The sequence below is a fragment of the Streptomyces sp. NPDC001851 genome, assembly GCF_040297165.1.
Taxonomy (GTDB): domain Bacteria; phylum Actinomycetota; class Actinomycetes; order Streptomycetales; family Streptomycetaceae; genus Streptomyces.
In genome coordinates this window covers 235,006-261,817 of sequence record NZ_JBEOYR010000012.1, presented here as the reverse complement: position 1 = coordinate 261,817, position 26,812 = coordinate 235,006, and the positions used below count along the sequence as shown (strand labels likewise).

22 protein-coding genes are annotated in these 26,812 nt (G+C 71.8%); 3 read left to right on the top strand and 19 right to left on the bottom strand.

Annotated elements, in window-relative coordinates:
* Nucleotides 1-126 precede the first annotated feature (126 nt).
* Nucleotides 127-1,431, top strand: coding sequence for a sensor histidine kinase (locus ABT171_RS20135; protein ID WP_351245577.1), 1,305 nt, complete (start codon nucleotides 127-129; stop codon nucleotides 1,429-1,431).
* Nucleotides 1,428-2,090, top strand: a complete 663-nt coding sequence (locus tag ABT171_RS20130; RefSeq protein ID WP_351245575.1) for a response regulator — start codon at nucleotides 1,428-1,430, stop codon at nucleotides 2,088-2,090. Before ABT171_RS20135 ends, ABT171_RS20130 begins: the two co-directional genes overlap by 4 nt.
* Before the next feature lie 13 nt (nucleotides 2,091-2,103).
* Here the strand turns inward: ABT171_RS20130 and ABT171_RS20125 are convergent, their stop codons facing one another.
* The 16 genes from ABT171_RS20125 to ABT171_RS20050 all read right to left on the bottom strand — a co-directional run bounded on the left by ABT171_RS20125 (nucleotide 2,104) and on the right by ABT171_RS20050 (nucleotide 22,143).
* Nucleotides 2,104-2,922: an ABC transporter permease gene (locus ABT171_RS20125; RefSeq protein ID WP_351245573.1), complete on the bottom strand. Its 819-nt coding sequence runs from the start codon at nucleotides 2,920-2,922 to the stop codon at nucleotides 2,104-2,106.
* The gene (locus ABT171_RS20120) at nucleotides 2,919-3,911 is read right to left on the bottom strand and encodes an ATP-binding cassette domain-containing protein (protein WP_351245572.1); all 993 of its coding nucleotides are present in this window, start codon (nucleotides 3,909-3,911) and stop codon (nucleotides 2,919-2,921) included. The genes ABT171_RS20125 and ABT171_RS20120 overlap by 4 nt, the downstream gene beginning before the upstream one ends.
* A gap of 29 nt (nucleotides 3,912-3,940) precedes the next feature.
* Complete coding sequence (locus ABT171_RS20115) at nucleotides 3,941-4,930, bottom strand: TauD/TfdA family dioxygenase (RefSeq protein WP_351245570.1); 990 nt, start codon at nucleotides 4,928-4,930, stop codon at nucleotides 3,941-3,943.
* A 5-nt stretch (nucleotides 4,931-4,935) separates the two neighbouring features.
* Nucleotides 4,936-5,151, bottom strand: a complete 216-nt coding sequence (locus ABT171_RS20110; RefSeq protein ID WP_351245568.1) for an MbtH family protein — start codon at nucleotides 5,149-5,151, stop codon at nucleotides 4,936-4,938.
* Between the two features lie 46 nt (nucleotides 5,152-5,197).
* Entirely contained in the window at nucleotides 5,198-6,196 is a 999-nt protein-coding gene (gene sbnA / locus ABT171_RS20105; RefSeq protein ID WP_351245566.1) for a 2,3-diaminopropionate biosynthesis protein SbnA, read from the bottom strand.
* A 50-nt stretch (nucleotides 6,197-6,246) separates the two neighbouring features.
* The gene (gene sbnB, locus ABT171_RS20100; protein ID WP_351245564.1) at nucleotides 6,247-7,284 is read right to left on the bottom strand and encodes a 2,3-diaminopropionate biosynthesis protein SbnB; all 1,038 of its coding nucleotides are present in this window, start codon (nucleotides 7,282-7,284) and stop codon (nucleotides 6,247-6,249) included.
* A gap of 72 nt (nucleotides 7,285-7,356) precedes the next feature.
* A complete protein-coding gene (locus ABT171_RS20095) occupies nucleotides 7,357-8,331 on the bottom strand; it encodes a TauD/TfdA family dioxygenase (protein ID WP_351245562.1) in 975 nt (324 codons plus the stop codon).
* Nucleotides 8,328-10,823, bottom strand: a complete 2,496-nt coding sequence (locus tag ABT171_RS20090) for a non-ribosomal peptide synthetase (RefSeq protein WP_351245560.1) — start codon at nucleotides 10,821-10,823, stop codon at nucleotides 8,328-8,330. Before ABT171_RS20090 ends, ABT171_RS20095 begins: the two co-directional genes overlap by 4 nt.
* Before the next feature lie 81 nt (nucleotides 10,824-10,904).
* Nucleotides 10,905-12,077, bottom strand: coding sequence for a pyridoxal phosphate-dependent aminotransferase (locus tag ABT171_RS20085; RefSeq protein WP_351245558.1), 1,173 nt, complete (start codon nucleotides 12,075-12,077; stop codon nucleotides 10,905-10,907).
* On the bottom strand, nucleotides 12,074-12,712 hold the full coding sequence (leuD, locus tag ABT171_RS20080) for a 3-isopropylmalate dehydratase small subunit (protein ID WP_351245556.1): 639 nt from the start codon (nucleotides 12,710-12,712) through the stop codon (nucleotides 12,074-12,076). Before leuD ends, ABT171_RS20085 begins: the two co-directional genes overlap by 4 nt.
* A gap of 10 nt (nucleotides 12,713-12,722) precedes the next feature.
* Nucleotides 12,723-14,132, bottom strand: a complete 1,410-nt coding sequence (gene leuC, locus ABT171_RS20075; RefSeq protein ID WP_351245554.1) for a 3-isopropylmalate dehydratase large subunit — start codon at nucleotides 14,130-14,132, stop codon at nucleotides 12,723-12,725.
* A complete protein-coding gene (locus ABT171_RS20070; RefSeq protein ID WP_351245552.1) occupies nucleotides 14,129-15,760 on the bottom strand; it encodes a 2-isopropylmalate synthase in 1,632 nt (543 codons plus the stop codon). The genes leuC and ABT171_RS20070 overlap by 4 nt, the downstream gene beginning before the upstream one ends.
* A gap of 163 nt (nucleotides 15,761-15,923) precedes the next feature.
* On the bottom strand, nucleotides 15,924-18,914 hold the full coding sequence (locus tag ABT171_RS20065; RefSeq protein ID WP_351245550.1) for an AfsR/SARP family transcriptional regulator: 2,991 nt from the start codon (nucleotides 18,912-18,914) through the stop codon (nucleotides 15,924-15,926).
* A gap of 128 nt (nucleotides 18,915-19,042) precedes the next feature.
* Nucleotides 19,043-19,744 carry a class I SAM-dependent methyltransferase gene (locus tag ABT171_RS20060; RefSeq protein WP_351245548.1) on the bottom strand — a complete coding sequence of 234 codons (702 nt, stop codon included), beginning with the start codon at nucleotides 19,742-19,744 and terminating at the stop codon, nucleotides 19,043-19,045.
* A 55-nt stretch (nucleotides 19,745-19,799) separates the two neighbouring features.
* Complete coding sequence (locus tag ABT171_RS20055; protein ID WP_351245546.1) at nucleotides 19,800-21,158, bottom strand: acyltransferase family protein; 1,359 nt, start codon at nucleotides 21,156-21,158, stop codon at nucleotides 19,800-19,802.
* A complete protein-coding gene (locus tag ABT171_RS20050) occupies nucleotides 21,151-22,143 on the bottom strand; it encodes an alpha/beta hydrolase (protein ID WP_351245544.1) in 993 nt (330 codons plus the stop codon). The genes ABT171_RS20055 and ABT171_RS20050 overlap by 8 nt, the downstream gene beginning before the upstream one ends.
* A gap of 405 nt (nucleotides 22,144-22,548) precedes the next feature.
* On the opposite strand from ABT171_RS20050, the gene ABT171_RS20045 reads away from it, so the two are divergent.
* The gene (locus ABT171_RS20045; RefSeq protein ID WP_351245542.1) at nucleotides 22,549-22,875 is read left to right on the top strand and encodes a hypothetical protein; all 327 of its coding nucleotides are present in this window, start codon (nucleotides 22,549-22,551) and stop codon (nucleotides 22,873-22,875) included.
* 10 nt (nucleotides 22,876-22,885) lie between these two features.
* Here the strand turns inward: ABT171_RS20045 and ABT171_RS20040 are convergent, their stop codons facing one another.
* From ABT171_RS20040 to ABT171_RS20030, 3 genes are all read right to left on the bottom strand, one after another.
* A complete protein-coding gene (locus ABT171_RS20040) occupies nucleotides 22,886-24,772 on the bottom strand; it encodes an FAD-dependent monooxygenase (protein WP_351245540.1) in 1,887 nt (628 codons plus the stop codon).
* Nucleotides 24,773-24,980: 208 nt separating this feature from the next.
* Entirely contained in the window at nucleotides 24,981-26,018 is a 1,038-nt protein-coding gene (locus tag ABT171_RS20035; RefSeq protein ID WP_351245538.1) for a MerR family transcriptional regulator, read from the bottom strand.
* Nucleotides 26,012-26,725 (bottom strand): HEAT repeat domain-containing protein, encoded by a 714-nt coding sequence (locus ABT171_RS20030; RefSeq protein ID WP_351245536.1) that lies wholly within the window; start codon nucleotides 26,723-26,725, stop codon nucleotides 26,012-26,014. The genes ABT171_RS20035 and ABT171_RS20030 overlap by 7 nt, the downstream gene beginning before the upstream one ends.
* Between the last annotated feature and the right edge of the window lie 87 nt (nucleotides 26,726-26,812).

Sequence of the window (26,812 nt, the reverse complement as noted above, 5' to 3'; positions counted from 1 at the left end):
ATCCATATGCACCAGAAACCCGGCCAACACCGCTGCGGAAAATAGCCGGGCCGGACTTCGATGCGTTATCGATGCGTTTTCAGAGGGCCGTAATACGGGAATGGCGAGAACACCTATCATGTGCTGGTGACAACCAGGCCCGACCGCGCACGACATGACCTTTCCGCCGCGTTACGGCCCCTGGGTCAGGGCGTGTTCGGTCTTTCCGCCCGCCGGCCTATGCCGCACCTGTCCCGCTTCCGCAACCCGCTGTTGCGCCGGCTGCCGCTGATCGGCGCGTTGCTGCTGGCGGCCTATGTCGCGGGCACCGGAGCCTGGTTGCTCACCGACCGTCTGCGGCTGCCGCTGTCGGTCTGCGCGGCCCTGGCCCTCGCCCAGGCGCTGCCGGTTCCCCTGGCTCTGGTCCGGCCGGTGGCCGCCTGGTGGCTCTCCCTGCTGTCGGCGCTGCCGTACGCCCTCCTCACGGGTGTGGGATCCGTGACCCTGCAGCCGGGGACACCCTGGCCGTGGACGGAGCCGGGGATGCTGGCGCATCTGACGGTCACGCTGCTGGTGGCGGGGTGGGCCGAGCCGGTGGTGTACACGTCGCAGTGGCTCATCACGCTGCTGACCGGAAGCCTGCTGACCGCGTGGCTGCAGCCCCCGCTCACCGACACCACCTTCCCCGCCGTGGCGGCGCTGTCCGCTGTCGGACTGGCGTTGCTGGCCGCGGTGCGCGGTCGCCGGGAGGCGCAGCGGAAGCTGCGGCGGCAGGAGAACCTGACCGAGATCGAACGGTCCCGGCGCACACTGCTGGAAGAACGCACCCGGATCGCCCGGGAACTGCACGATGTCGTCGCCCACCACATGTCGCTCGTCGCCGTCCAGGCCGAGGCCGCCCCCTACCGGGTCGCCGATCCCCCGCACGAGCTGACGGACAGCTTCGCGCGCATCCGGGAGAACGCGGTGGCGGCCCTCACGGAGCTGCGGCACATCCTCGGCATGCTCCGCTCGGTGGACCAGAACGGGGACGGCCGGTACACGCCCCAGCCCACTCTGGAGAACCTCGACGAACTGGTCGCGAACGTCCGCGCGGCGGGGCTCCGGGTCGAGACGGACGTGTCCGGCACTCCCCGGCCGCTGCCGCAGCGCGTCGAACTGTCGGCGTTCCGGATCGTCCAGGAGGCGCTGAGCAACGCAGTGCGTCACGCTCCGGGGTCGCAGGTCAGGGTTGAGCTAAGCTACGGCCGGGCAGAGGTCGGCGTGGTGGTGGCCAACAGTCCGGTGGCGGGTGCGGTCAAGCCGCAGGACGGAACCGGGCACGGTCTGGTGGGCATGCGCGAACGGGCGGCCATCCTCGGCGGGACCCTGCGGGCCGGACCGGGCCCGGGCGGCTGGTACGAGGTGACCGCCTCGTTGCCGATCGACGAGGACGGGGGCGAGACCACGTGACGATCCGGGTCGTGATCGCGGACGATCAGACGATGATCCGAGAGAGCTTCTCGATCGTGCTCAACGCCCAGCCCGACATCGAGGTGGTCGGTCAGGCGCTGAACGGTGAGGACGCCGTCCGCAAGGCCGCCGAACTGCGTCCGGACGTGATGCTGATGGACATCAGGATGCCGGTGCTCGACGGTCTGGAGGCCACCCGCCGGATCACGGAGCAGGGCCTGGACACCAAGATCGTCGTGCTCACCACCTTCGATCTGGACGAGTACGTGTACGAGGCCCTGCGCGCCGGCGCCAGCGGCTTCCTCCTCAAGGACTCCTCGGCACACCAACTGGCCGATGCCATCCGTACCGTGTCCTCCGGCGGGGCCCTGCTCGCCCCGACCGTGACCAAGCGGCTGATCGAGGAGTTCTCGCGGCTGGGCAGCGCGCCCCGCGCCCCGCGCCGCAAGCGGATCGCGGACCTGACGGAGCGGGAGACGGAGGTGCTGTGCCTGATCGCCCAGGGCTACTCCAACGCCGAACTCGCCGCCCACCTCGCCATCGCGGAGCACACGGTGAAGTCGCACGTCAGCCGGATCCTGGTGAAGCTGGGGCTGCGCGACCGGACCCAGGCCGCCGTGTTCGCGTTCGAGTCGGGGCTGGTGGTCGCGGGCGACTGACCGTCTGCCGCACTCACCGGTGGGTGCGGTACTTCCAGACGCTCAGCGGCGCGAAGACCGCGATCAGGCCGAGGCTCCAGGCGACGGCGAGGGCCGCGGAGGAACCGACGGGCCCGCCGGTCAGCAGGGCGCGGGCCGTGTCCACGACCGAGGTCATGGGGTTGTTCTCGACGAACAGCCGCAGCCAGCCCGGCATGGTGTCCGGCGCCACGAAGATGGAACTGCCGTACTGGAAGGGCACCATGGCCAGGGTGCTCACGCTCTGGACGGTCTCGATGCCGCGCGCGGTCAGGCCGATGAACGCCTGGAGGCAGCACAGCGCCATACCGTAGAGCAGTACGACACCGACCGCCGCCACAGTGGCGAGCACCCCGGTGTGCACCCGGAACCCGATCAGCACACCGAAGGCCAGCATCACCAGCTGGCTGGCGAGCATCCGGACCGTGTCCGCGAGGATGCGGGCGGCCAGCGCCGCGGAGCGGGCCACCGGCATCGACCGGTAGCGGTCCATCACACCGGAGGCGAAGTCCTCGTGGAGGGCGATGCCCGCGGTCCGGCAGGTGATGGTGATGGTCAGCGCCATGATGCCGGGCATCAGGTACTGGCGGTACTGCGCGCTGTCGCCGGCGATGGCACCGCCGAAGACGTAGAGGAAGATCACCGCGAGGGCCACCGGCATCAGGGTCGCGTCGATGATCTGGCCGGGGCTCGCCACCGACCTGCGCAGGTTGCGGCGGGTGAGCACCAGTGTGTGGCGGAGTACCTCCCGTGCCGTCCCCGGGGCCGGCTGCGGGACACCCGGCACGCCGGCCGGCACACGAACCGTACTCACATCGCACTCCCTGTCGCGGGTGAAGCGGCCGCCGCCGGTTCCCGGTGCTCCGGCCCTCCGGAGCCGGTGAGCACGAGGAACACCTCGTCGAGGCTGGGTACATAGGTGTCCACGGAGCCGATCGGGACACCGGTCTCACCGAGGGCCCGCAACAGCGAGGTGAGTTCGCCGCCGTCGCCGCCGGACAGCGGAAGGCAGAGACAGCCCGACGCCTCGTCGACGGTGACCGCGTGGCCCGCCGCGGCCAGGACCCGCGCCATCGCGTCCGGCCCGAACGGCTGCTCCGGCCGGACGCGCAGCACCTGACCGCCGATGCGCTCCCGTAGTTCGGCGCTGGTCCCGGAGTCGACCACCCGGCCCCGGTCGATCACCACGATGGAGTCGGCGAGCGCCTCGGCCTCCTCCATGTACTGCGTGGTGAGCAGCACGCTGGTGCCCGCGTCGGCCAGCCGCCGCACCTCCGCCCAGAGGCTGTTGCGGCTGTGCGGGTCGAGACCGGTGGTGGGTTCGTCGAGGAAGAGCACCCGTGGCTCCCCGACGAGGCTGGCGGCCAGGTCCAGGCGCCGCCGCATGCCACCGGAGTAGGTGCCCACCGCCCGCCCGCCGGGCTCGGTCAGGCCGAACCGTTCCAGCATCTCGTCCGCTCTGGACCGGGCGCCGCGGCGGGAGTAGCCGAAGAGCCGGGCGATCACATACAGGTTCTCCCGCCCCGGCAGGTCCTCGTCCACCGAGGCGTACTGTCCGGTGAGCCCGATCAGCCGGCGCACCTGGCCGGCCTGGCGCACCAGGTCGTACCCGTGCACCAGGGCCCGTCCGCCGTCCGGTCTGACCAGGGTGGCCAGCATGCGTACGAGTGTGGTCTTTCCGGCACCGTTCGGGCCGAGCAGTCCCAGCACGGTCCCGGCGTCCACCTCCAGGTCGACACCTCTGACCGCCGGGACGCCGTCGAAACTCTTCTCCAGGCCCTCGGTCCGGATGGCAGGGGTCATGGGGTCCTTCCACATGCCGCAGGGCGGCCCTAGTCGATGACGTAGCCGTCCCCGGGCCGGCCGGCGCGCGAGCGGCGCAGGTCGGCGAGGACGAACGTGCGCTGGAGCCACCGGTCCCGGCCGTCGTACCTCGGCCGGAAGGCGCTGCGGCCGTGCGTCGTGACCCGGTTGTCGACCAGGGCCAGGTCGCCGGGGAGGAGTACGGTGTTCTGCGCGATCCGCTCGAACACCGTGTTCAGCTCCGCCAGCGCCCGCCGGGCCCTCGGCGTGAGCGGCTCGGTGGCCGCCATGTCGACGCGCAGGTCCGGGTCCTCCGGGGCACCGGAGATCACCGGGTGCGGTGCGGGCGAGGCGTCCGCGTCCGCCGCGCCGAAGGACGGCGGCGGTGCGGTGACGAACTCCGGGGCACGCAACGCGTCTACGGTCTCCTCGTCCAGCAGGGGCAGCGCCTCCCGGATCCCCGCCGTGCGCAGTCCGGCGACTCCGTCGTGGTCGGCGCGCAGGCAGAGCAGCATCACGAAGTCGGGGCGGTGCGGGTGGAAGGCGTTCTCGTTGTGGAAGGTGAGCAGCACCGAGCCGGCGTTGCCCTGGAACTCCTCCCGGCCCGGCACCGGCACGACGTCCTGGACGAGGGCACCGCCCTTCTCCGCCCGGAACGCGGCGGGGTCGCCGAGGCCGCAGGCGATCATCGTCAGGATCGCGGCCGCGACGGTCGGTTCCCGCTGTACGGACGTGGCGACGGCGGGTGTGTCCGGCAGCGTGCCCTCGTCGACCGGCAGCCCGCGCACCAGCAGCGCTCCGGTGGGCCCGGAGTCCCTGCGGAAGTCGTGCAGGGCACCGCGCAGCCCGGCGGGCAGCCGGGACCAGCTCGCGCGGGCGGCGGCGACCCAGTCCTCGTCGTCCACCCGTCCGCCCGGTGCGGTGACCAGGCGGCGCGCGACCAGTTCGGTGAGCAGGGCATCGTCATGGCGGAGTGTCGCGACCGGCACCCGGGCGCCGGTCTCCAGAGCCACCGACACCGTGATCAGCCCTCACCGTTCATCGCACGGACCAGGCTCAGCGGACGCATGTCGGTCCACTGGTCGTTGATGTACTCAAGGGCCTCCGCGCGGCTGGAGTCGCCCAGGGCGACGCTCCAGCCGGCCGGGACCTCGGCGAAGGCCGGCCACAGGGAGTACTGGCCCTCGTCGTTGACCAGGGCCAGGTAGCGGCCCTCGGTGTCCTCGAAGGGGTTGGTCATCGTCGTGCCTCTCTCTTCACTGCTCGGGTTCGGTGTGGTCGCGGCGTCAGCTGCCCTGCGGCAGCGGCAGGACCATCGGCGGGTGCTCGGGGGCGAGCGCCCCGGCGCCGTAGACGCCCTGCACCCAGTTGTCGTGGTAGACGGTGTCGAGGTAGCGCTCGCCCAGGTCCGGTGAGATGGCGACGGCGGTCAGGCGCTCGCCGCCCCCGTGTTCGGCGAGCCAGCGTGCGGCACCGCTGACCACCGTCCCGGTGGAACCGCCGAAGAGGAATCCGTGCGCCGCCAGACGCCGGCAGGTCTGCACGGTGGCCGGCTCGGGCACCAGCACCACGTCGTCGACGAACGTCTCGTCCAGCAGCGGCGGGCGGACTCCGGACCCGAGACCGGGGATCATGCGCGGGGCGGGCGGGTTCCCGAAGGCGACCGAGCCGACGCTGTCCACCGCCACTATCCGCACCCGTGGCCGGTGTGCCTTGTACCAGCGGGCGCAGCCCATCAGCGTGCCCGTCGTACCGGCTCCGACGAACAGCACGTCGAGGTGCGGGAACGCGCGGTCGACGGCGGGTGCGGTGGACCGGTGGTGCGCGTGCCAGTTGGCGGCGTTCGTGTACTGGTTGAGCCACACGTACCGCTCGTCCGCGTCGCACAGCGAGCGTACGTGGGCCAGCCGGGCCGCGAGGAAGCCGCCGTCCACGAACGGTTCGGTCACCGTGTGGACGGTGGCGCCGAACGCCTCCATCAGACGCTTGGAGGCGAGGTTGCACCGGGAGTCGGTGACGCACACGAACCGGTAGCCCTTGCTGGCGGCGATGGCGCTGAGGGCGACCCCGAGGTTGCCGGAGGAGGACTCCACCAGCACACGGCCCGGCGCGAGCGCACCGGAGCGTTCGGCGGCCTCCACCATCTCCACGGCTGCCTTCTGCTTGATGGAGCCGGTGAAGTTGAACCCCTCGCACTTGAGGTAGAGGGGGCTGCCGAGCACGGAGTCGAGGTCGACGTACAGGTCTTCCTCGTTGAATTCGTAGGGGGCCGAGATGATCGGCACCGTGGACCTCCCGCCGTTGAAGACGTTGGTGGTGTCGGCCGCGCCGCGGCTCAGCCGTAGCGGCGCAGCTCGTGGAAGAAGCCGTCGACGACCGCGAGATCACCGGACGCCCGTACGGTGTCGTAGACGTGCCGGCCGACCGCCAGGTCGAGCACGCCGAGGCCGAACGGGGAGAACACCACGGGGCGGTCGGACGGCGGACGCAGCCGGCCGGTGAGCACCGAGTGCAGGGTTCCGTGCACGAACCGGCGGTGGCCCGTCCGCTGTTCGGCGAGGTGCAGTGAGGTGCCCGCCTTGAGGCAGTGCTCCACGTCGTCGACGATGTTGACGGCGTCCAGCACCACCTCCGGAGCCAGGTCCCGCAGCGACACATGGAGAACCAGCGGGTTGTGGGCGAACCAGCCGGGGTCCGTGACGTGCGGGGCGCCCGCGACGGTGGCGAAGACGACCAGGTCGCAGGAGCGGATCAGATCCTCGGCGGTGGCGTGCACGGTGACCCTGCCGGTCGCTCCGGTCTGGCCCAGGTAGTCGGTGAACGCGGCCCCGTGCGTCTCGGACAGGTCGTGCACCCCGATGCTGTCGAAGGTCCAGCCGGTGCCCGCCAGGTAGTCGTGGATGTACCGGGCGATCAGCCCCACGCCGAAGAACCCGATCCGGGTCGGCCGCCCGCCCCGGGCGGCGCTGATCCGGTCGGCCGCGAGGGCGGCGGAGGCGGCGGTGCGGGCGGCGCTGATGATGGAGCTTTCCAGGCAGGCGAGGGGGTATCCGGTGGTCTGGTCGTTGAGGATCAGCACGGCGGACGCCCTCGGGATGCCGGCGGCGACGTTCTCCGGGAAGCTGGAGATCCACTTCAGACCGTCCGTCCGGATCTCGCCGCCGATCGAGGCCGGCAGGGCGATGATCCGGGACGAGGGGCGGTCGGGGAAACGCAGGAAGTAGGAGGCCGGGTTGACCGTGTCTCCCTCGCCGTGCAGGCGGTAGGCGGTCTCGACGATGTCGACCACCGCCTTGTACTGGCCGTCGAGCACCCGGTGCACCTGGGCACCGGGCACGACGGCGAAGGCGGGCACCTCGTGCGGCTGGGACATGCTGGGCTCCGTGACGATGTCGCGAGGGGGGGCGGGTTGGCCGATGGGTGGGCGGGAACGGGACGACGGGGCCTAGGGCAGCAGGTGACCCGTGAGGCGCACCGGGTCGCCGAACAGCGTCACCACCCGGCGGTCGCCCTCGTAGGCCTCCCGGCTGTGTGCCGTGCGGAGGTTGTCGACGACGAGGAGGTCGCCCGCCTGCCACGGCTCGCGCAGGGTGGCCGCCGTGTACGCGGCGTTGATGGTCTCGATCACCGCGGCCGGGATGGGTTCGCCGTCGCCGTAGCGCGTGTCGAAGGGCAGCGAGTCCGGGCCGTACAGGTCCGTCAGGTACTCGCGCACCGTCGGGTCCAGTGTCAACTGGTTGAGGAACGCCACCTGGTTGAACCACAGCCGTCGGCCGGTCGCCGGGTGTACGGTCACCGCTGCCCGGCGCTGCACGGTGCGCAGCGATCCGTCGGGCAGCCACTCGTGCTCCACCGCGTGCTCCCGGCAGTACGCCTCGACCTGCCGGGGATCGTCGGTGCCGAAGGATTCGGCCCAGCTGATGCCCACCTCACGGTAGGTGCGGGTCAGCAGCCACCCGTGGCGTTCGAACCGGTCGACCACGTCGGCGGGCAGCGCCGCCAGTACGGCCTCGGCGTCGGCCACCCCGGTGGCCCCGCCGCGCTCGGGCGCGGTCAGACAGCCGAACAGGGCGATGCCGGGCACCTCGGCGGCGTAGCTCAACTCGTGGTGCATGCACATCGGTTCGTCGGCGGGCCATTCGGAGGAGGTGTACACGCCCCCGCCCAGGTCGCCCCGCGAGGTGAAGCCCTCCCGCTCCGGGACGCCGACGACACCGAGAGCGCGGGCGGCGGCGGCCAGATCGGCCGGGACGGTCAGCCCGAGCCCGCGCACCAGCACCGCACCGTGCCGCGCCAGCAGGGTCCGTACGGTGCCGGCCGGCAGGTCCCCGCCGGCCGCACCGGGCAGGCTGAGCAGGGGGATCCGGCTGTCGGGGAGCGCCGGCACGGTGTCCGGTGCGCCGTCGACTGTGGCTGTCATTCGGCTGCCTTCCTGGAATCTGTCCTGGGTGGGGTGGTGCGGCGGCGGTCGAGCAGGGTCGCCAGGTCCGCGAGGACCGGGGTGCGCTTCAGCTCGGCCGGGGGAACCAGTCCGTCGAGCGCCACCGCCAGCCGCAGCATGGTCAGTGAGGTGCCGCCGGCCGCGAAGAAGTCCGTGTCCCGGCCGATGCGGTCGGCCGGGATCTTCAGCACTTCGGTCCACAGCCTGGCCAGGTCGCGCTCGGTGGCGGTGAGCGGCGGCGCGGTCCCGGGATCCGGGCTGCCGGTCTCCGCCGCGATCCGGGTCAGCGCCTTGCGGTCGGTCTTGCCGTTGGGGGTGAGCGGCAGCGCCGTCAGGTGCTCAAGGCGTTGCGGGACCATGTAGTCGGGCAGCGTCTCGTGGAGCGCCGCCAGGACGTCGCCGGGCGAGGCCGGGCCCGTGCAGAACGCGACCAGCTGCCGGTTCTCGCCCTCGCCCACCACGACGACGGCGCTGTCGCGGACGCCGGCCACCTCCAGCAGCCGGTTCTCCACCTCGCCGATCTCGATCCGGAAGCCGCGTATCTTCACCTGGGCGTCGCGGCGGCCGGAGAACTCCAGCCGGCCGTCCGGCAGCCAGCGGCCGAAGTCGCCCGACCGGTACAGGCGGTTCCCCGGCCGGTAGGGGTCGGGCAGGAAGGCGGCCCGGGTGCGCTCCTCGTCGCCGACGTAGCCCCGCCCCACGCAGACCCCGGAGAAGACGATCTCGCCGGGCGCGCCGAGCGGCACCTGCCGCAGCCGTTCGTCCACCAGGTACACCCGCACGTTGCCGATGGGCCTGCCCAGCGGCACGGACGCGCCCTGCGGGGGGCGCCTCATGACCTCGTGGTTGGTGTCGTCGGAGGTCTCGGTGAGTCCGTACGCGTTGACCAGTGCGACGTCGGGAAAGGCGGCGAACCAGCGCTCCGCCAGCTCCCTCTTCAGTGCCTCGCCGGTGACGGAGACGCAGCGCAGGGCCGGCAGCGCACGCGGGTTCGCGTCCAGTTCCGTGAGCAGGACCTCCAGGTAGGAGGGCACGACCTGGAGCACCTCGACCCGTTCCCGGTCGACGGTCTCGGCGAAGCGTGCCACGTCCAGGACGGCGTCCTGTCCGATGATGAGGGTGCGGCCGCCGACGGCCAGCGCGGCGACCAGTTGCCACAGGGAGATGTCGAAGCACTGCGGGGCGGTCTGCGCCACCACCCGGCCCTCGGTGATGCCGAGGTCGTCGATCTTGGCGAGGAGGTGGTTGACGAACCCCGCGTGTTCGCACAGGACGCCCTTGGGCATCCCGGTCGATCCGGAGGTGAAGTAGATGTAGGCGCCCTGGCCGGCCGCGACCGGCACGCCCGGGTCGGTGTCCGGCCACTCCTCCGCGAGGAGGGTGTCCAGGGCGACGGCGGCGGTCCCGGCCGAGCCCCGCAGGGCCCCTTCGAGCCCGGCCGGCCGGGCTGCTCCGGCGCGTTCGGTGAGGGCGAGGGCGCAGTCCGCCCGGGCCAGCATGTACGCGATCCGGTCGGCCGGCAGCTGTGGTTCCACAGGGAGGTAGACGCCGCCGGCCTTGAAGACCGCGAGCACGGCGACGAGCCAGTCCAGGGTGCGTTCCATGACCACCGCGACGGCCGTTTCGTCGCGTACTCCGCGCGCGCGCAGCGCCCGGGCCGTGCGGTTGGCCAGCCGGTTCAGCTCGTCGTAGGTGAGCGAGGCCTCGCCGTGCACGGCGGCGACGTCCGACGGGCGCAGCCGGGCCTGCTCCTCGAAGAGTTCGTGGAAACGCCGGTCCGGCAGTTCCCGGTACGGCCCGGCCAGTTCGTCGCGCTGGAAGGCGGCCTCCTCCTCGGAGACCGGCTGCCAGTCGGTGTGGTCCGTCTCGGGCGCCCGGCCGATCGTGTCCAGCGCTCCGCGGAGGTAGCCCGCGATCCGCCCGGCCTGGGCCTCGTCCACCGCCTCGGTGCGATGGGTGAGGACCAGCTCCAGCCCGTCGTCCTGCCCGTCCGCTGCCCTGCGTTCCGTGAGGGCGACGGTGAGCACGGTGCCCTCGGGCAGTGGGGACTCCCCTGCCGCCCGGCCCGCGAGGAAGACGGTGTCGAACCGGACGGGTCCGGCGGGCCTGTGCCGTACGGCGTCCGAGGCGGCGTCGGCGGCCCGCGCGAGGAGCGCCGTCCAGGGGCCGTCGGTCACCGTGATCCGGCACGGCGACGGCTCGGCGGCGCCGTGCGGCAGGTAGCCGGTCGTCACGTCGCCGTCCCCGGTGAGCGCGGCCAGCACCTTGGCGTACGCGCCGAGCGCGAGCGCGTCGAGGGTCGTCGACAACTCGTCGGCCCGGCTGCGCAGCGCGGACACGGTCGCCGGGGACAGCGCTGCCCGGTGGTCGGCGGTCCGGGCCGTCGCCGGACTGTGCTGCGACCATCTCGGCAGGGGTGTACCGGCTGCGAGCACGCCCCGCCGGCCGCCACGCCCATCCTGCCTAGCCATCACGAGAACTACCTTCCGTTTCGCGGACGCCGTGCCTCTCCCAAGGCCGGAACGACGCTAAAGGGGCGCATTATTGGGGGGCTATCGCCGGGTCACCCGGTGCGCCGTGCGGTCGCGCGCGAGGTCACGCAGCCGCTGTTCCGCCTGGTCAAGGGTGTGCGGCGGGCGGTTGAAGGCCACCCGCACATATCCGGCACCCCGCGCCGGGTCCGCGAAGAAGGCGGTACCGGGCGCGAGCAGCACCCCGGCGTCGGCCGCGAGAACGCGGGTGAAGGTGGGGCTGTCCTCGGTGGTGAGGCCACGGATGCCGGCCATGACGTAGCAGCCGCCGGGTGGGGAGGCGCAGTCGAAGCCCGCTTCCCGGAGCATGCGGACCGTACGGTCGCGCTGCGCGCTCAGCAAGGGCGCCGGGTCCCAGGCGGGCGGCCCGAACAGACCGGCCTCGGCCGCCGCGCGCTGGAGCGGCGACGGCGCCCCGGCCGTGGTGGCCACATGGACCTGTCTGAGCAGGCTCGTCCACCGCGGCCGGGCCCGCAGGTAGCCCAGGCGCCAGCCGCTGACCGTGTGGGTCTTCGACAGGCTGCCGACGACGATGCTGCGGTCGGCCAGCGCCGGGATCGCGGCGGCCGAGCAATGCGTACGGCCGTCGTACACGTAGGGGGCGTACACCTCGTCGGAGATGACGGTGACGTCCCACTTCGTGCACAGGTCCGCCAGGTGTTCCAGCTGCGGGCGGTCCAGCAGCGTGCCTGTCGGGTTGCTCGGGCTGTTGATGATGACCGCCTTGGTCCGCGAGGAGAAGGCGGCGGCCAGTTCGGCCTCGTCGAGCGTCCAGTCCGGTTCGCGCAGCCGCACGAACCTGGGCCGGCCGCCGGCCATGGCGATGGCGCTGACGAAATTCTCGTAGAAGGGTTCCAGGACGACGACCTCGTCGCCCGGGTCCACCGTCGTCAGCAGGGCCACGCACAGCCCCTCGCTGCCGCCGACGGTGATCGTGATCTCCGTTGCCGGGTCGGGGGCGCCGGGCAGTGACGCCGCGAGGCGTTCCCGCAGTGCGGGGTCGCCGACCGGGTCCGCGTACTGGTTCACTCCGGACCGCAGGGCCGCGCAGGCCCGGTCGATGAGCTCCGGTGGGGTCTGCGGGTAGGCCGGGGTGCCCACCGCGAGGTTCACCAGGTCGGTGCGTCCGCCGCTGAGCAGCGCGGCCAGTCCGCCGCCGGGAAGGTGCCGGACCCGTCGCGCGGCGCGGGTCACCGCCGGTCCTCCGGCGCGGTCAGCAGCGGGGCGTGGTCGAAGGCCCCGCGGCGGATGACCGGCAGCCAGGGCGCGCGGCGCTGTTCGTAGGCGGTGATGAGGTCTTCGCGCAGCAGGGTCGCCTGGATCGCGTCGTGCCCGTCGAGCAGCTGCCGGCGCGCGCGGGGATCGATCCGGAAGGGTATGTCGCGTCCCGCGCAGGACAGCCGGCACGCCTCCAGGTCGGCGGTGACCTCCAGTGCGGGGTCGGCGTCGGCCAGGTCCATCAGTTCGCGTACCTGCGGATACGGCAGGTCGACCGGGAGCAGGCCGTTGTTCAGGGCGTTGCGGCGGAAGATGTCGCCGAACCCGCTCGCCACCACGACCGCGAAGCCGCCGTCCCTGAGTGCCCAGACGGCGTGCTCGCGGGAGCTGCCGATGCCGAAGTTCCGGCCGGCCAGCAGGACGGTGGCCCCGGTGTGTTCCGGGCGGTCGAGGACGAAGTCGCCCTCGGCACGCCAGTTCGCGAACAGGGCGTCCTGGTAGCCGGTCCTGGTGATCCGCTTGCAGAACTCGGCGGGCACGATCTGGTCGGTGTCGATGTCGTCGCGGCGCAGTGCCACCGCCCGGCCGGTGTGCTTGGTCAGAGGTTGCATGGCAGTTCTCTCACAGGAGGTCGGCGGGGGCGGCGAGTCGTCCGGTCACCGCGGTCGCGGCGGCGACCTGGGGGGACACGAGGTGGGTGCGGGTGCGGTCGCCCTGCCGTCCCTCGTAGTTGCGGTTGGACGTGGAGGCGCAGCGCTGGGCGCCGGCCAGCCGGTCGGCGTTCATGCCCAGGCACATCGAGCAACCGGGGAGCCGCCACTCGGCTCCGGCCGCGGTGAAGACCTCGTGCAGTCCCTCCTGTTCGGCCTCCTGCCGTACCCGCATGGAGCCCGGTACGACCAGCATCCGGGTGGAGTCCGCCACCCGGCGGCCGCGCAGCACCTCGGCGGCGGAGCGCAGGTCCTCGATCCGGCCGTTGGTGCAGGAACCGAGGAAGACCACGTCGATCGGGACGTCGCGCAGCGGGGTGCCGGGCGTGAGGTCCATGTAGGCGAGCGCGCGCCGCGCCGCGGCCCGCTCCTGGGCGCCGGTGAACCTGTCCCCGTCCTCCGGGTCGGGCACCGTGTCCCCCAGCGACACGGCCTGCCCCGGGTTGGTGCCCCAGGTGACGAACGGCGTCAGCCGCGACACGTCGAGCCGCACGGTGTGGTCGAAGACGGCTCCGGGGTCGGTGCGCAGCGTCCGCCAGTGGGCGAGCGCCTCGTCCCAGGCCGCGCCGGAGGGGGCGTACGGGCGGCCGGCCAGATAGCGGTACGTCGTCTCGTCGGGGGCGACCAGCCCGGCGCGGGCGCCCGCCTCGATGCTCATGTTGCACAGGGTCATGCGTGCTTCCATGGAGAGCCGCCGGACGCTCTCGCCGCGGTACTCGACCATGTGCCCCTGTGCCCCGTTGGCCCCGATCTCGGCGATCAGTGCCAGGGCGAGGTCCTTCGCCTCCACGCCCGGCGGCAGGCTGCCGTCGAACTCCACGGCCATCGTCCTCGGCCGCCGGACCTCCAGGCACTGGGTGGCCATCACGTGCTCCACGTCGCTGGTCCCGATGCCGAAGGCCAGCGCGCCGAACGCGCCGTGGGTGGAGGTGTGGCTGTCACCGCACACCACGGTCATGCCCGGCTGCACCAGGCCGAGCTGGGGGCCGACGACGTGCACGATGCCCTGGCGTTGGTGTCCGAGCGAGTACAGCTCGACGCCGAAACGCTCGCAGTTGCGGCGCAGCGCGCCGATCTGGGCGCGGCCGACCGGGTCCTCGATCACCGGTGAGTCGGTGGGGACGTTGTGGTCCTCCAGGGCGAGGGTCAGCTCGGGACGCCGTACGGTGCGCCCGGCCAGTTCCAGTCCGTCGAACGCCTGCGGGGAGGTGGCCTCGTGCGTCAGGTGCAGGTCCACGTAGAGCAGGTCCGGGTCGCCGGGTGCGGCGGAGACGACATGGCTGGACCAGAGCTTGTCGGCGAGGGTGGCCGGCCGGGTCATCGCACACCGCTTCCCTGGACCAGCAGGCTGTCGCTCCGGTCGGCGTCCGCCTGCCGGACCTGCCCGGCCGCCGCGTACACGGCCGCGCGCACGGCGGAACTCCGGGTCTCGTCGATGCCGACGCCCCACACGGTCCCGGTCTCCGTGTCGACCTCGCAGAAGGCCGTCACCACCTCCGCTCCCTCGCCGGCGCCCAGCACGGTGATCTCCTGCACCACTGCCTTGTCGCCGTGTGCGGCGAGCACGTCGGCCGCGTAGGCCGACCACTGCTCCGGGCCGCCCGCGGGCGGCCCGGCCTGTTTCCGTACCGTGTCCGCCCGGCCGGGCCGGACGTACCGCTCGTCGAAGGCGAGCCACAGCTGCGCGGCGGTGATCTCGCCGCCGGTGCGCTCGCACATCTGCTGCATCTCCGCGGCGAAGTGGATCTGGAGCCGGCGGGGCAGCTCGATGCCGTACTCGCTGCGCAGCAGATGGGCGATCCCGCCCTTGCCCGACTGGGTGTTGATGCGGATCAGCGCCTGGTAGTCGCGGCCGATGTCCCGCGGGTCGATGGCCAGATACGGCACGTCCCAGGTGTCGGCGTCCGTGGTGCGGGCCTTGAGTCCCTTGGCGATGGCGTCCTGGTGGGCCCCGGCGAACGAGGTGTAGACGAAGTCGCCGGCCCAGGGGTGCCGGCTGTGCACCGGCATCTGGTTGCAGCTCTCGACGACCCGCCGGATCGCGTCGATGTCGGTGAGGTCCAGCATGGGGTCGACGCCCTGGGAGAAGAGGTTCATCGCCAGGGTGACGAGGCATACGTTGCCGGTCCGCTCGCCGTTGCCGAAGAGCGTGCCCTCGACCCGGTCGGCGCCGGCGAGCACCGCCATCTCGGCGGCGGCGACCCCGCTGCCGCGGTCGTTGTGCGGGTGGACGGAGAGCAGGGTGCGGTCCCGGTGGGCGAGGTGCCGGCTCATGTACTCGATACGGTCGGCGAACTCGTGCGGCGGGAAGACCTCCACGGTCGCGGGCAGGTTGACCCGCAGGGTGTGCCGGGCGCGCGGGGCCCAGAAGTCCAGTACGGAGTTGCAGATCTCCAGCGCGAAGTCCGGTTCGGTCTGGGTGAAGGACTCGGGGGCGTACTGCAGGAAGATCTCCGTGCCGGGAAGCGAGTCCTGGAGCCGGAGTCCCTGCTCCGCTCCGCTCATCGCGAGCGCGAGTGTCTCCTCGCGGCTCTTGCGGAACACCAGCCGGCGTTGGATCTCCGACGTCGGATTGAAGATCTGGAGCACCGCCCGGCGGGCGCCCTCCAGGGATTTCACCGTGCGTTCGATGAAATCCCCGCGAATGGGTGTCATCACCTGGATGACGACGTCATCGGGAATCGCGTCGCTCTGGATGAGGTGGCGGACGAAGTCGTGGTCGTCCCGGGACGCCGTCGGATAGCCGACCTCGATCTCCTTGAAGCCCATGGCCACCAGGAGGTCGAACATCCGGCGTTTGCGACCGACGTCCATGGGGTCGATCAACGCCTGGTTGCCGTCCCGGAGGTCGACACTGCACCACAGCGGCGCCTGACGCTGCACCCGGCCCGGCCAGGTCCGCCCGGTCAGCCCGATGGGCTGATAGGGGGGATACTTCGCGAACGGCATCGGACTTCCCTGCTGGATTCCTCGATCCGCCATGCTTCTCCGCCACTCCAAGACCGTTGCTGTTCTTGGTTCACCCTGCGAGTACTGCTGTCTGGTGCGGAGCAGGCTAGAGAAAGGCATTATTGAGGGGATATCGCGAGCCGTTCGCAGAACCGCTGTGACGTTACAGAACACTCCAGCCGATGACGAGTGCGGCGATCTCGGCCTCGGCCTGCCGCTCCCCCGTCACCGAGCCCAGCTCCCGGAACAGGTCACGGGCGGCCGTCAGGTACTCGTGCGCCTGGTCCGGACGGTTCAGCCCCTGGTAGCACCGCCCGAGCCCGAGCCCGATCCGGGCGACCAGCAGGCGGTCGCCGATGCGTTGGGCGATGGGCATCGATTCGAGGATGGCCGTCTCCGCCTCGGCCAGCCGGCCGGCGGCGATGCGCAGCTCCCCGATGCCGAGCAGGGCGTGTGCCTCGCCCGGGGCGTCGCCCTTGGCGCGGACCGTGCGCAGCACGCGCTGGTAGGTCTCCTCGGCGGCGCCGAACCGGCCCAGCTGCGCGTACGAGGCGGCCAGCCGGTACAGCGTCTGGGCCATGCCGCGGGTCTCGCCGGCACCGGTGGCGATCCGGACCGCCTGCAGCGAGAGCCGTACGGCGGCGTCGGGCCGTTCCCTGTCCAGCTCGATCTGCGCCAGCTGGCTGAGCGCATGGGCCTCCGAGGAGGAGTCGCCGACCGCCCGGAACGTCTCCCGCGCTTCGGCAAGCCGGCTCGCCGAGGAAACCAGGTCCCCCCTGACGCGGTCCGCGATGGCCATGTTGCGCAGCGTCAGAGCGCGTCCGTGCAGCTCACCGATGTCGCCGAAGAGCCGCAGCGCGGTGGCGAAGAGCGGCATCGCCTGGTCGAACCGGCGCTGGAACATGTCGACCGAGCCCAGCTCGAAGCACATGGCCGCCTCGCCCCTGATGTTGCCGGCCCGGCGGGTCGCCTGCAGGCAGGTCTCGCTGAGCAGCCGCCAGTCCTCGTAGTGGTTCCGGGTCTCGAACAGCACCACGCTGGACATCATCAGGTCCCAGGCCAGTTCGTCCCTTCCCAGCTGGCAGGCCTGGACGATCAGCGCGGCGATGTTCAGCCGCTCGGACTCCAGCCAGCTGAGCGGGGTGGCGAGGAGTTCGTCGGTCAGCCGCTGTTCCAGGGGGCGTCGGGGGGTCGTTCCGTGGATGATCGCGAAGTCGCCGCCGTACTCCCGGCGGTGTGCTTCCTCGGCCAGGGTCAGCCAGGTGCGCAACGCCCGGTCCCGTGCCGCGTTCAGTTCCGTCTCGGGCTCTTCCGAGTTCGCGCGCTCCCGGGCGTACAGCCGCAGCAGGTCGTGGAAGCGGTACCGGAGGCGGCCGGTGGCATCGCTGCCGACCACCGTCAGCAGGTGGGCGTCGACCAGTTGCTCCATCAGGTCCTCGGCCTCGGCCGATCCCACGTCGAGCAGGGTTCCGCCGACCCAGGCGGTGAAGTCCGGCACATCGAGCAGTCCGAGCCTCCGGTACATGCGCGCGGCGTCCTCGGGCAGGCTGTGGTAGCTCAGCGCGAAGCTGGCCCTCACCTCGATGCCGCCGGTGCTGAGTTCGTCGAGCCGGTGCCGTTCGTCGGAGAGGCGGTGCACCAGGTGCCGGACGGACCAGTGCGGCTTGGAGGCCAGCCGTGCGGCGGCGATCCGCAGCGCCAGGGGCAGTCCGTCGCACAGGCGGCACAGTTCGTCCACCGCGGCCGGGTCGGCGGCGATCCGGTCGGGACCGGCGATGCTCCCGATCAGCTCCACGGCCTGGCGGGCAGGCAGCAGACCGAGGTCGATCCGGAGCGTGCCCGGGCCGACCGTCGGGTGGCTCGGCTGCTCACGGCTGGTCACCAGCACCCGGCATCGGCCGCTGCCCGGCAGGAGCTGCGTGACCTGGGCCGGTACCCGGACGTTGTCGAGCACCACCAGCACCCGCCGGTCGGCCAGCACGCTGCGGTACAGCGACATGCGGTCGGCCAGGTCCTCCGGGATCTGCTCGGCCGGGGTGCCCAGGGCACGCAGGAACCGCCCGAGCAACGCATGGACCGTCCCCGACTCCTCCTTCCAGTCGTAGTCGGAGAAGTCGGCGTAGAGCTGGCCGTCGGGGAACTCCTTGGCGACCCGGTGCGCCCAGTGCACGGCGAGACTGGTCTTGCCGCCCCCGGCGACACCGGTCACGAAGCCGGTCGTCATGGGCGGTGATCCGTCGGCGCTCAGGTCGAGCAGCTGGTCCAGGGCGGCCAGTTCGGCCTCCCGGCCCGTGAAGTCCGCCATTTCGGAGGGGAGTTCGGCCGGAACGACGCGCAGCTCGGCCGGCCGGCCGCCGCCCGGCAGCGCGAGGGTCGGGTCGTCCCGCAGAATCGCCTGGTGGAGCTGCTGGATCGCCGGGCTGGGTTCCAGCCCCAGTTCGTCGACGAACGCCCTGCGCCACAGCCGGTAGCCCTCGGCCGCCTCGACCCTGCGGCCCGCGCGGTACTGGGCGAGCATCAGGCTGTAGCGCAACTGCTCGTGGAGTGGGTTGTCGCGCACCATCGCGGAGAGTCCGGGGATCAGCTCGTGGTGGCGGCCGAGGGCGAGTTCCACCTTCGTCCAGGCCTCGTAGGCGACCAGCCGCTGCTCTTCGAGACGGGTGGCCTCGTCCGCGATCGGCTGCCCCACCACCCCGGCCAGCGCGGGGCCGCGCCAGACGTCCAGTGCCTCTTTGTAGAGCTTCGATGCTTCCAACAGGTTCCCACGCTTGGTGTGATGGCTCGCCTCCTTCACCAGCCGGGTGAAGTCGGAGGCATCGAGCCGGCCCAGGTCCGTGACCAGCCGGTAGCCGGGATGGACGGTGAGGATGAAGGTATCGTCCAGACCCGCCGCCGAGAACGCCTTCCGCAGACCGCCGATGCAGATGGCCACCTGGGTTCGCGCGGTGTTCGGCGGCCGCTCGCCCCACACGGCGTCGACCAGGCTGTCGACCGAGACGACCTGTCCCCAGGCCAGCGTGAGCATCGCCAGAATGGTCCGCTGGCGGGGACCGCCGATGGCGACGGACCTGCCGTCGATGGTCGCCGATAAAGACCCGAGGATCGTCAGCTTCAGCCTGCCGGAAGGAACGCCGCAGCCCGTCATGCCCGTCATCGAGACCCCCGTACTCAGCCGCATGCATGATCAGCCGATCACTATACGCATGCGCTGTCGGCGGTCACCAACGCGTTCGGGCCCGGATGAGCCGGCCTTCGTCCACCGTCCGTCGGCGGGGGTACGGGCTACGGGAGGGTGAAGAAAATCATCGGGTTGTCGCCGCTGGCGCGCACCGGTTCACCGAGTCCCAGCTCCTGCTTGACGGCGGCCAACTGCTCGCGCACCTCAGGGGCCTTGGCCGGGGACGGCGTGAAGAACTCGATGCCGTTGTCGGCCAGCCACTTGACGATGACGGACCCCTCGCTGAGCGGCTTCGGCCGCCGCCCGTGGAAGACGTCGTGCACGCTGGTCGGCGTTCCGGCGGGGACCGCGGGGAACAGGTTCTCTATGTACCAGCGGGCGAAGCGCGCACCGTGGTCCGCGTCGATGAACAGGTAGTCGGTGGTCGCGGCGGGCATGCCCGCGAGGCTCTCCCGGACATCTCCCTTGGTGAACGTCCAGCGGCCCTCGGACAGTTCCTCCGGCACGTTCGTGACCACCCGGTCCACGATGTCGTACGAGTGGAGCCGGCCGTTCCCGTTGTCGCGCAGGGCGCTGAGGATCCACATCGTCGACCAGCCGTAGAAGGTGCCGATCTCCACGACCACCTCGGGCCGGCAGTCGCGCAGCAGCAGGTAGGTGATCTCGGCCTCGTAGTCGTCCAACTGGGCCTTCATCGTCTTCCCGCGGTCCTGGAGGAGCTTCCGCTGTGCGTCTTTGACCGCTCCCAGGTCGGACGCGTACTTGGCATACAGGGCGGACAGTGATTCAACGGATATGGCGTGCACGAGCCCTCCGGGGCGAGATCGAGAACGGGCGTGGATTGGCTGGTGGAGTCCGGCGTCACCCGTGGTGGTCCAGGAGCCGCGCACCGGAGAGCGGCAACGCGGGACGGGCGCCGGGGGGCGGCCCGACGCTCCCGGAGGGTGCCGGGCCGGCCTGGGGCCGGGCGGTCCGGGAGGCCTTGGGGGCCCGTCGGGTCCGGGAGGCGTTCTCCAGACCTCGGAAGACCGCGCACAGCGCGACGAGCATGAGGAAGAACAGGGGGATCCAACCGAGTCGGGCCAAGGCCCAGGCGGGGTGGTCGGGGCTGGTGTGCAGCCCGAGGAACGGCCGGTCGAAACCGAGGACGACCACCGTCGTCTCCAGCATCGCGGTCTGGTGCCAGAGGAACACCGTGACCGCCGACAGGTTGAGCATCGCGACGGCCGCCCAGGCGAACTGCGCGGGGGTGGCCCGCCCCTCCTCGCGCCGCCCCTCCTCGCGGATGGCGTCCCCGGCCGCGGGCGGGTGGCCGCCGGTCATACGGCGGAGCGGTCCGCACAGCAGCAGTGCCGCACCGCACTGGGCACAGCCGAAGGCGAGGGCCGCGAGGCTGGGCGGGTCGAGGTTGGACATCCGCTCTCCGGGTACCCCCACCATGCTGGCCGGGTAGCCGCCCCAGAGAATCAGTCCCGCCGCGCCGATGAGTCCGGCCGCGAGCAGCGCTGCCGAGGAGCGGCGGCGGGCGAAGCCCCCGGCCGCCCAGACGGCGCCGAGGCAGTAGGGGACGAGCCAGCCCGCGAGGACGTTCGCGGAGCGGAGGGTTCCGGCCCAGTCGCTTTCACCGGAGGCGAAGTACGTCAGGTCGAGGACGGCCACCAGCAGTCCCGCCGACAGGGCCAGTCGGCGCCCCGCGCGGTACACCAGCGGTGTGGCGGCGGTGAGCGCGGCGAACACCAGGATGAACCACAGCGGGGAGAGCACCAGTTTGAGCAGGGTGTGGATGGTCTCGTGGGCGATGCCGGCGGCGATCAGACCGATCGTCACCAGTGTCCACACGATGAGCAGCGCGGCCACCGGCTGGAGCAGCCGGCGCATCCGCCGGCCGAGCCACTCGCGGTAACCGGCGCCGCGGAAGCGTGCCGTGGCATAGCCCTGGGCCGCCACCCGGCCACCGATGAAGAAGAAGACGGCGAGCGGTTGCAGCATCCACGAGACCGGGGTGAAGGCGGGCATGTGGCTCAGCGGGCTGTCCCCCATCAGGTGGCCGCTGGCCCGCAGGACCACCCCGGTCACCAGCCAGTGGCCGATTACCACACCGAGGACGGCCAGCGCACGCAGCGTGTCGATCGCCCGGTCCCGGTCGGGCGGGGTCGCCGCGTCGATCCGGAGCACCGCCGCGTGGAGGCGGCCACCGGTCCGTGCGGACAGGTCAGCCATGGGAGACCTGCCCGCCCCGGCCGAGACCGATGAGTGCGAGGTTGTGCAGGGCGACGCCGCCCGGGCGGAAGTAGTCGCTGTGTCCCCCCGGGCCCGCGGCGAAGCCGCGGGCCCCGAAGGAGGGCGCCACCGGGTCGGTGCCGAAGCCGAAGGTGTGGCCGAGGACACTCACCTCGACGTGGGGGACGTCGGTGATCCAGTCACTCGCGCCCCGGGCCGCCCAGAGCGGCACGGCGGTCCGCAGCTCGGCGGCCGACCGTACGCCCATTCCCGGGCTGCCGACGACGGCGATGCCGGAGAGCTCGGCCTGCATCGCGCGGCCCGTGCCGCGGACCGCGCTGCCGCAGACCACGGAGCCGTAGGAGTGACACAGCAGGGCGACGGGGGCGGTCGCGTTGACCGACCGCAACCGGCCCAGGAAGGCGCGCAGTTCGTCGCCGCCCACGGCGGCGCGTGCGGTCGAGGCGACGTCCCGGCTCATGGTTCGGGGTGCGTGGTAGCCGAGCCAGGCGACCACGGCCACCCGGGTGTGCGGGGCGGTGCGGCGCATCTCCGCGTACAGTGCACGGGCTCCGCCGTTCAGCGAGGCGCTCTTCGTGCCGAGTTCGTCGAAGGTGTCGATGGTGGTGTCCGAACCCGGCACCACGACGGCGATCCGGTCGGCCTCGGCGAGATCGCCGAGCACCTCCACGGCCAGCCCGTCGCCGTCGGGGCTGAAGGAGAGGAACTGCCGCCCCGGCGCCGCGAATCCGGCCAGCGCATCACCCCGGGCGGTGTCCCCCATACGGAGTGCCGCCTGCCGTGACTCGGTGATGAACCGGTGGTTGGCCTCGTACCGCTCATGGAGCGTGCCGGCTCGGAGGGCGGGTAACCGTGGCGCCGCCGGCGTGCCCGGCACCGCGGACCGGGCGGCGGCGGTGACCGACAGGACGATGGCTCCGGCGACGGCGACCGTCGCCCAGCGCCTCAGCCGTTCTGTAAGCACGAACGGTCTCCTTCCCCGTTTCAAGCGACCAGGAAGGACGTTAGATGTCGTTGCACCAGGCAGGCATCGCTCTCAGGAGGGCTTTTGGCGCGTAGCTCTCAAGTATGAGAAGGCCACCCATCCGTCGCTCGATCGGTGACACCGCCGGCGATGCCGGTGCGATGCGGACACACCCCCGGGCATGCTGGAGCCCCTCTGCACGCACTGGTTAATTTGCGACGTATGGCAACCATTCGTCGCGATAAGACGCGACGGGGCATTCCGGCTGCGGTTTCAGGCAGCCTTGTGGGCTCCGCGTGGGAGGAGGCGCGGAAGGGGGTGTGCCTTCTTCCCGTTTCGGCCCGGAGACTGGCGGCAGGATTCGGACGGTCCCGGTCGCCTGGAGTGGTGCGGGCCGGGTGCGGGATGGCGCTGGGACTGTTCGGCTGGACGGTGGCGTTGCTGGCCGGGCAGGGGTTGGTCAACGGTCTGCTGTATCCGGTGGTCGACGCCCACGACTACCAGCACTCCTGGGGCGGGCCCACGCTGGTGGGCGCCTGGCTGGTGCACGCCGCGGGCGCCGTGGCACTCGGGGTGGCGGCGCTGCTGGTGCTACGCGGGGTGGCCGCCGTCGACCGGGCCAACGAGCAGTCGCTGTCCGGCGGACGGCGGCGTTGGTGGCCGGTCCCGTTGTCCGCCGTGCTCGCCGTCGGTGCGGTGCTGCTCGCCGGTGCCTGGCTTCATCAGGTGTGAGCGCCCGGACTCACTGCTTGACGCCCACGGCCAGCCCGGCCCCGAGGGGGATCAGCGTGGTGAACAGCGATTCCCCGGCGAACATCTCGTCCAGGATCCCGCCGGGACGGGCCCGGCCAGAGTTCAGGAGAACGTTGTCGGCGATGAACAGGCCGCCGCTGCGCAGCCTCGGCAGCACCTCGTCGAGCATGCTCACGTGCAGTTCCTGGCCCACGTCGCACAGCATGAGGTCGAAGTCGCCGTCGACCGACTGCAGGTTCTCCAGCGTGTCCTCCACCAGGATCTCCACCTGGTCAGCGACCCCGGCCCGATCGATGAGCTCGCGGGCCTTCTCGGCCGACGTCTCGTTCCGCTCACTGTGATAGACCTTGCCCCCCGGGCCGACGGCGCGGGCCAGCCAGATGGTCGAGGAGCCGTTCGCGGAGCCGAACTCGAACACCCGCCGGGTGCCGGACACCTTGGCGAGTTGCCACAGCAGGCGTCCGGACAGCGGCCCGGTCACAGGCAGGGCGCTCTCCCGTACATACGTGTCGATGTCGGCGAGGACCGGACCACCGTCCTCCGGGGGCCGCGGCCAGGCCAGGTGGAGGCCCGAGGCCCGGGGCACCCCCGCGTCCCGGCCGGGCGCCGGGTCCCTGACCGTACGGCGAGCGGGCCGCGGACCGCCGGTGTCCCGTCCCGCCGGCCAGGCAGCCGCCGGCGCGGCGGAACTCTGCCAGGCCTCCGGCCCGAGGGCCATGGAGCGGAACATGCGCTTCAGGGCCTTCCCGACCGCTCCGCTGACCGGCCCCGACGGCAGGGCGGTGCCGGAGACACCGCCTTTCGACCAGAAGGCTGCGATGTTCGCCACCAGCGAGCGGCGTTCCCGCTCGAACTCGCGCAGCGACGTGGCCGAGACGTCGTCCTCGCGCAGCGCGCGCTCGACGACCCTGGCGGCCGAAACGGAGTCGTGCAGCGGCAGGTTGAGATCCTGGCCGCCGAAGGTGGGCAGGCTGTACGCCGCGTTTCCGGCCAGCAACAGGCCGTCGGCCGCCCAGTGGTCGGTGAGATAACCGGTGAGAGCGCGGTGGTCGACGTCCTCCCAGCCGCGCATTCCGCCGAGTACCGGCTCCAGCCGCGGCTCGACCTGGAGAATGCCCTGCCGGAACGCGTCAAAGCCCTGCGCCCTGACTTCACCCATTGATCCGCTACGGATTCCCCACCGCACGCTCAACCGGTCCGGGGCGGACGCGGCGATGCTCAGATGGCGGTTGTCGTCGCGGTAGTGGTTGCTGAGCACGGCGGGCCAGCCGTCGGGCCGTGGCACGGTGAACGTCAGAGCCTCGTCGCCCCGTTCGACCGGCTGCATGTCGATACCCGTGAGTGCCCCGGCCGCCGCGCCGTGACCTTCGGTGATCACCACGATCCGGCACTCGATGACGAACGGGTCGCCGTTCTCCGCCGTCAACGAGACACCGCTGAGCCTGCCGTCCGGTCCTCTCAGCAGGGAGCGCACCCGGGAGCCCGCGAACAGCTCGAAGAGGACGCCGGCCGTGAGTTCCTCCAGGATCACCCCCCGCAGCGTGTCACCGGTGACCCCCAGACCGTACGGGGCCGGGCTGTCGCTCAGGTCCGCGTAACGCAGCGCGGCGATCCGTCGGCCGTTGACATAGGTGTCGTAGCCGTCGAGCCGGTGGGCTCTCGCCTCGACGGCCTGCCGAAGACCGAGCGCGTCGAGCACCTTGAGGGCACCGGGCTGCAGCACCGTCGTCGCCGACGTCGATGCCTGTCCGGCGTCGTCACCGCTGACGACAGCGACCCGGTGGCCCGCGTCGACCAGTGTCTTCGCCAGCGCCAGCCCGGGCGCGCCGGATCCTATGACACAGATGTCGACCGTTGACGCAATCTGGTCCGGCATCCCTGTTCAACCCCCGTCGATCCAGGTCCGATTCATTCGTCAACTTAGCAGCCGACGAAGCGGGCCGATGTCGCGGTGCGGCGCATCCGGACGGTGCGACGGCGCCCACGGCCAGGCGGGTCCGCAGCCACCTCACAGACGTCGAGCCGGTGGGGTCGTCACGACGCTGGGTGATCGAAACGACGCGGGGTGATCGAACCGGCCGGCTTCAGGAGTCCTCGTCTCCCCGGTCTTCGGCGGACCGCTCGTCGAGAACTCCGACCCATGCCGAGGCGACCAGGGCGACAGCGGGGTCGTCGTCGTGAGCCAGTTGGCGCAGGACCTCCAGCACGCTGGTCACCGGCAGCTCGACCAGAGCCTGGGTCAGGCGTATCCGCGTCGCGGAGTCCGCGGCGGGCGCGGCGAGTTCGTCGACCAGTGCGGTCGTGATCCGGACCGCACACCCGGGGTCCTGGGAGAGCGTTCCCAGCACCTCCGCAGCGTCGACGTCGCTGGAGCCCTCGACCACCATGCCGACGAGTGCCGGCACGGCCGCGGTCACGCCACGTCTGCCCAACGCCAGAGCGGCACGCCCGCGCACCGTCGGGTCCGGGTCCCCCAGCGCGTCGGCAAGCGCCGCGGCCACCCCCGGGACCTCGGACATCCCGGCGAGTGCCAGCACCGCGCGCCGCCGGATGTCGACGTCCTCCGCGTGCACGCCGGCCGCCAGTGCCGCCACGCCGTCGCCGCCCGACCGGGCGAGCGCCCAGCGCAGGGCGCCCGCGACGTTGGGGTCGGATTCCGCCAGGACCGCGTCGGCCAGCAGCCCGACGGGGACCGACACACCCTCCGGCCGGGCCAGGACGGTCTGCAACCTGCGTGCGGGACTGGCCGAGTTGAGCCCCTGCATGAGCTCGACGATCCGCAGGACGTCCTGCCAGCCGGCCGGCGCCGACGCATCGATCGCGCGGAGCCGCCCGAGCAGCTCCCGTTCCCGCGCCAAGCGGTCTTCCGTCCACCGGATGAGGTCGCCGACGAGGGCGGACGGTGTGAAGGACGGGTTCTCCAGCGCGCGCCCGATCTGTTTGAGCGAGAGCCCGAGGGACCGCAGGCTCTCCACGTGGAAGATCCTTCGGACGTCCTCGGCGGAGTACTCGCGGTAGCCGCCGACGGTGCGACCGGTCGGTCGCACCAGCCCGAGGGCGTCGTAGTGCCGGAGCATCCGCGGGCTCACCCCCGAGTGGCGGGCCACTTCGCCGATCAGCACGGCGCGGTCTCCGCGGCGTCGGCGGCAGCGGCTCGTTCCGGGCCGAGGGTGACGACGCGCTTCGCCTCGTCGATGGCCGCGTCGAAACCGGTCTCCGGGTTCCGCCGGAGCAGCTCGGTGGCACGAGCGTGCGCGGCCACCACCGGGTCGGGGTCCGCCGCGGCCTGCTCCAGGGCGGCCTTGGCCGCGTCGCCGAGGTCGACGAGGGCCCGGCTCAGGCTCAGCCGCACCGTGCGGTCGCCGCGGCCGAGTTGGCTGACCAGTTCGTCGGCCAGGTCCTTCTCCTCGTCCTCGGGAACGAGGACGACGGCGACCCGCCACGCGGTCCGCGCGACCTCGTCGTCGGTGTCGCGCAGCATGTCGCGGGTGATCCAGGCCCACGCACTCCTGTCGCCGATCTTGGAGAGCGTGTGCAACGCCTGACTGCGGGCCTGCGTGCGCCCGGAGCCGAGTTCCCTGCGCATCCGGGGCAGGGTGATCTCCGGCGCGAAGCGGGTCAGCGCCCAGGACAGCATGTCCCGTACGAAGAAGTCCGGCTCGACCGCGCACCGCTCGACGAGCGTCTCCAGGAAGGTCGGGTCGGGGTTCGAGCCGACCGCCAGTGCCGCCTGAAGCCGGACCGACGAGTCCTTGGCGCTCAGGGCGTTGAGGACGCGGGTGTTCTGCGGGGTTCCGCTTGTCGTGATGATCGGGACCACCTCCTGCACCCAGGGCACACCTTAACAACGTGTCAAGGTCAAGCCACGTCCCGTTTAATGAGCGTCACGAGCCGCACCAGGGAGTGCCGCCAGTTC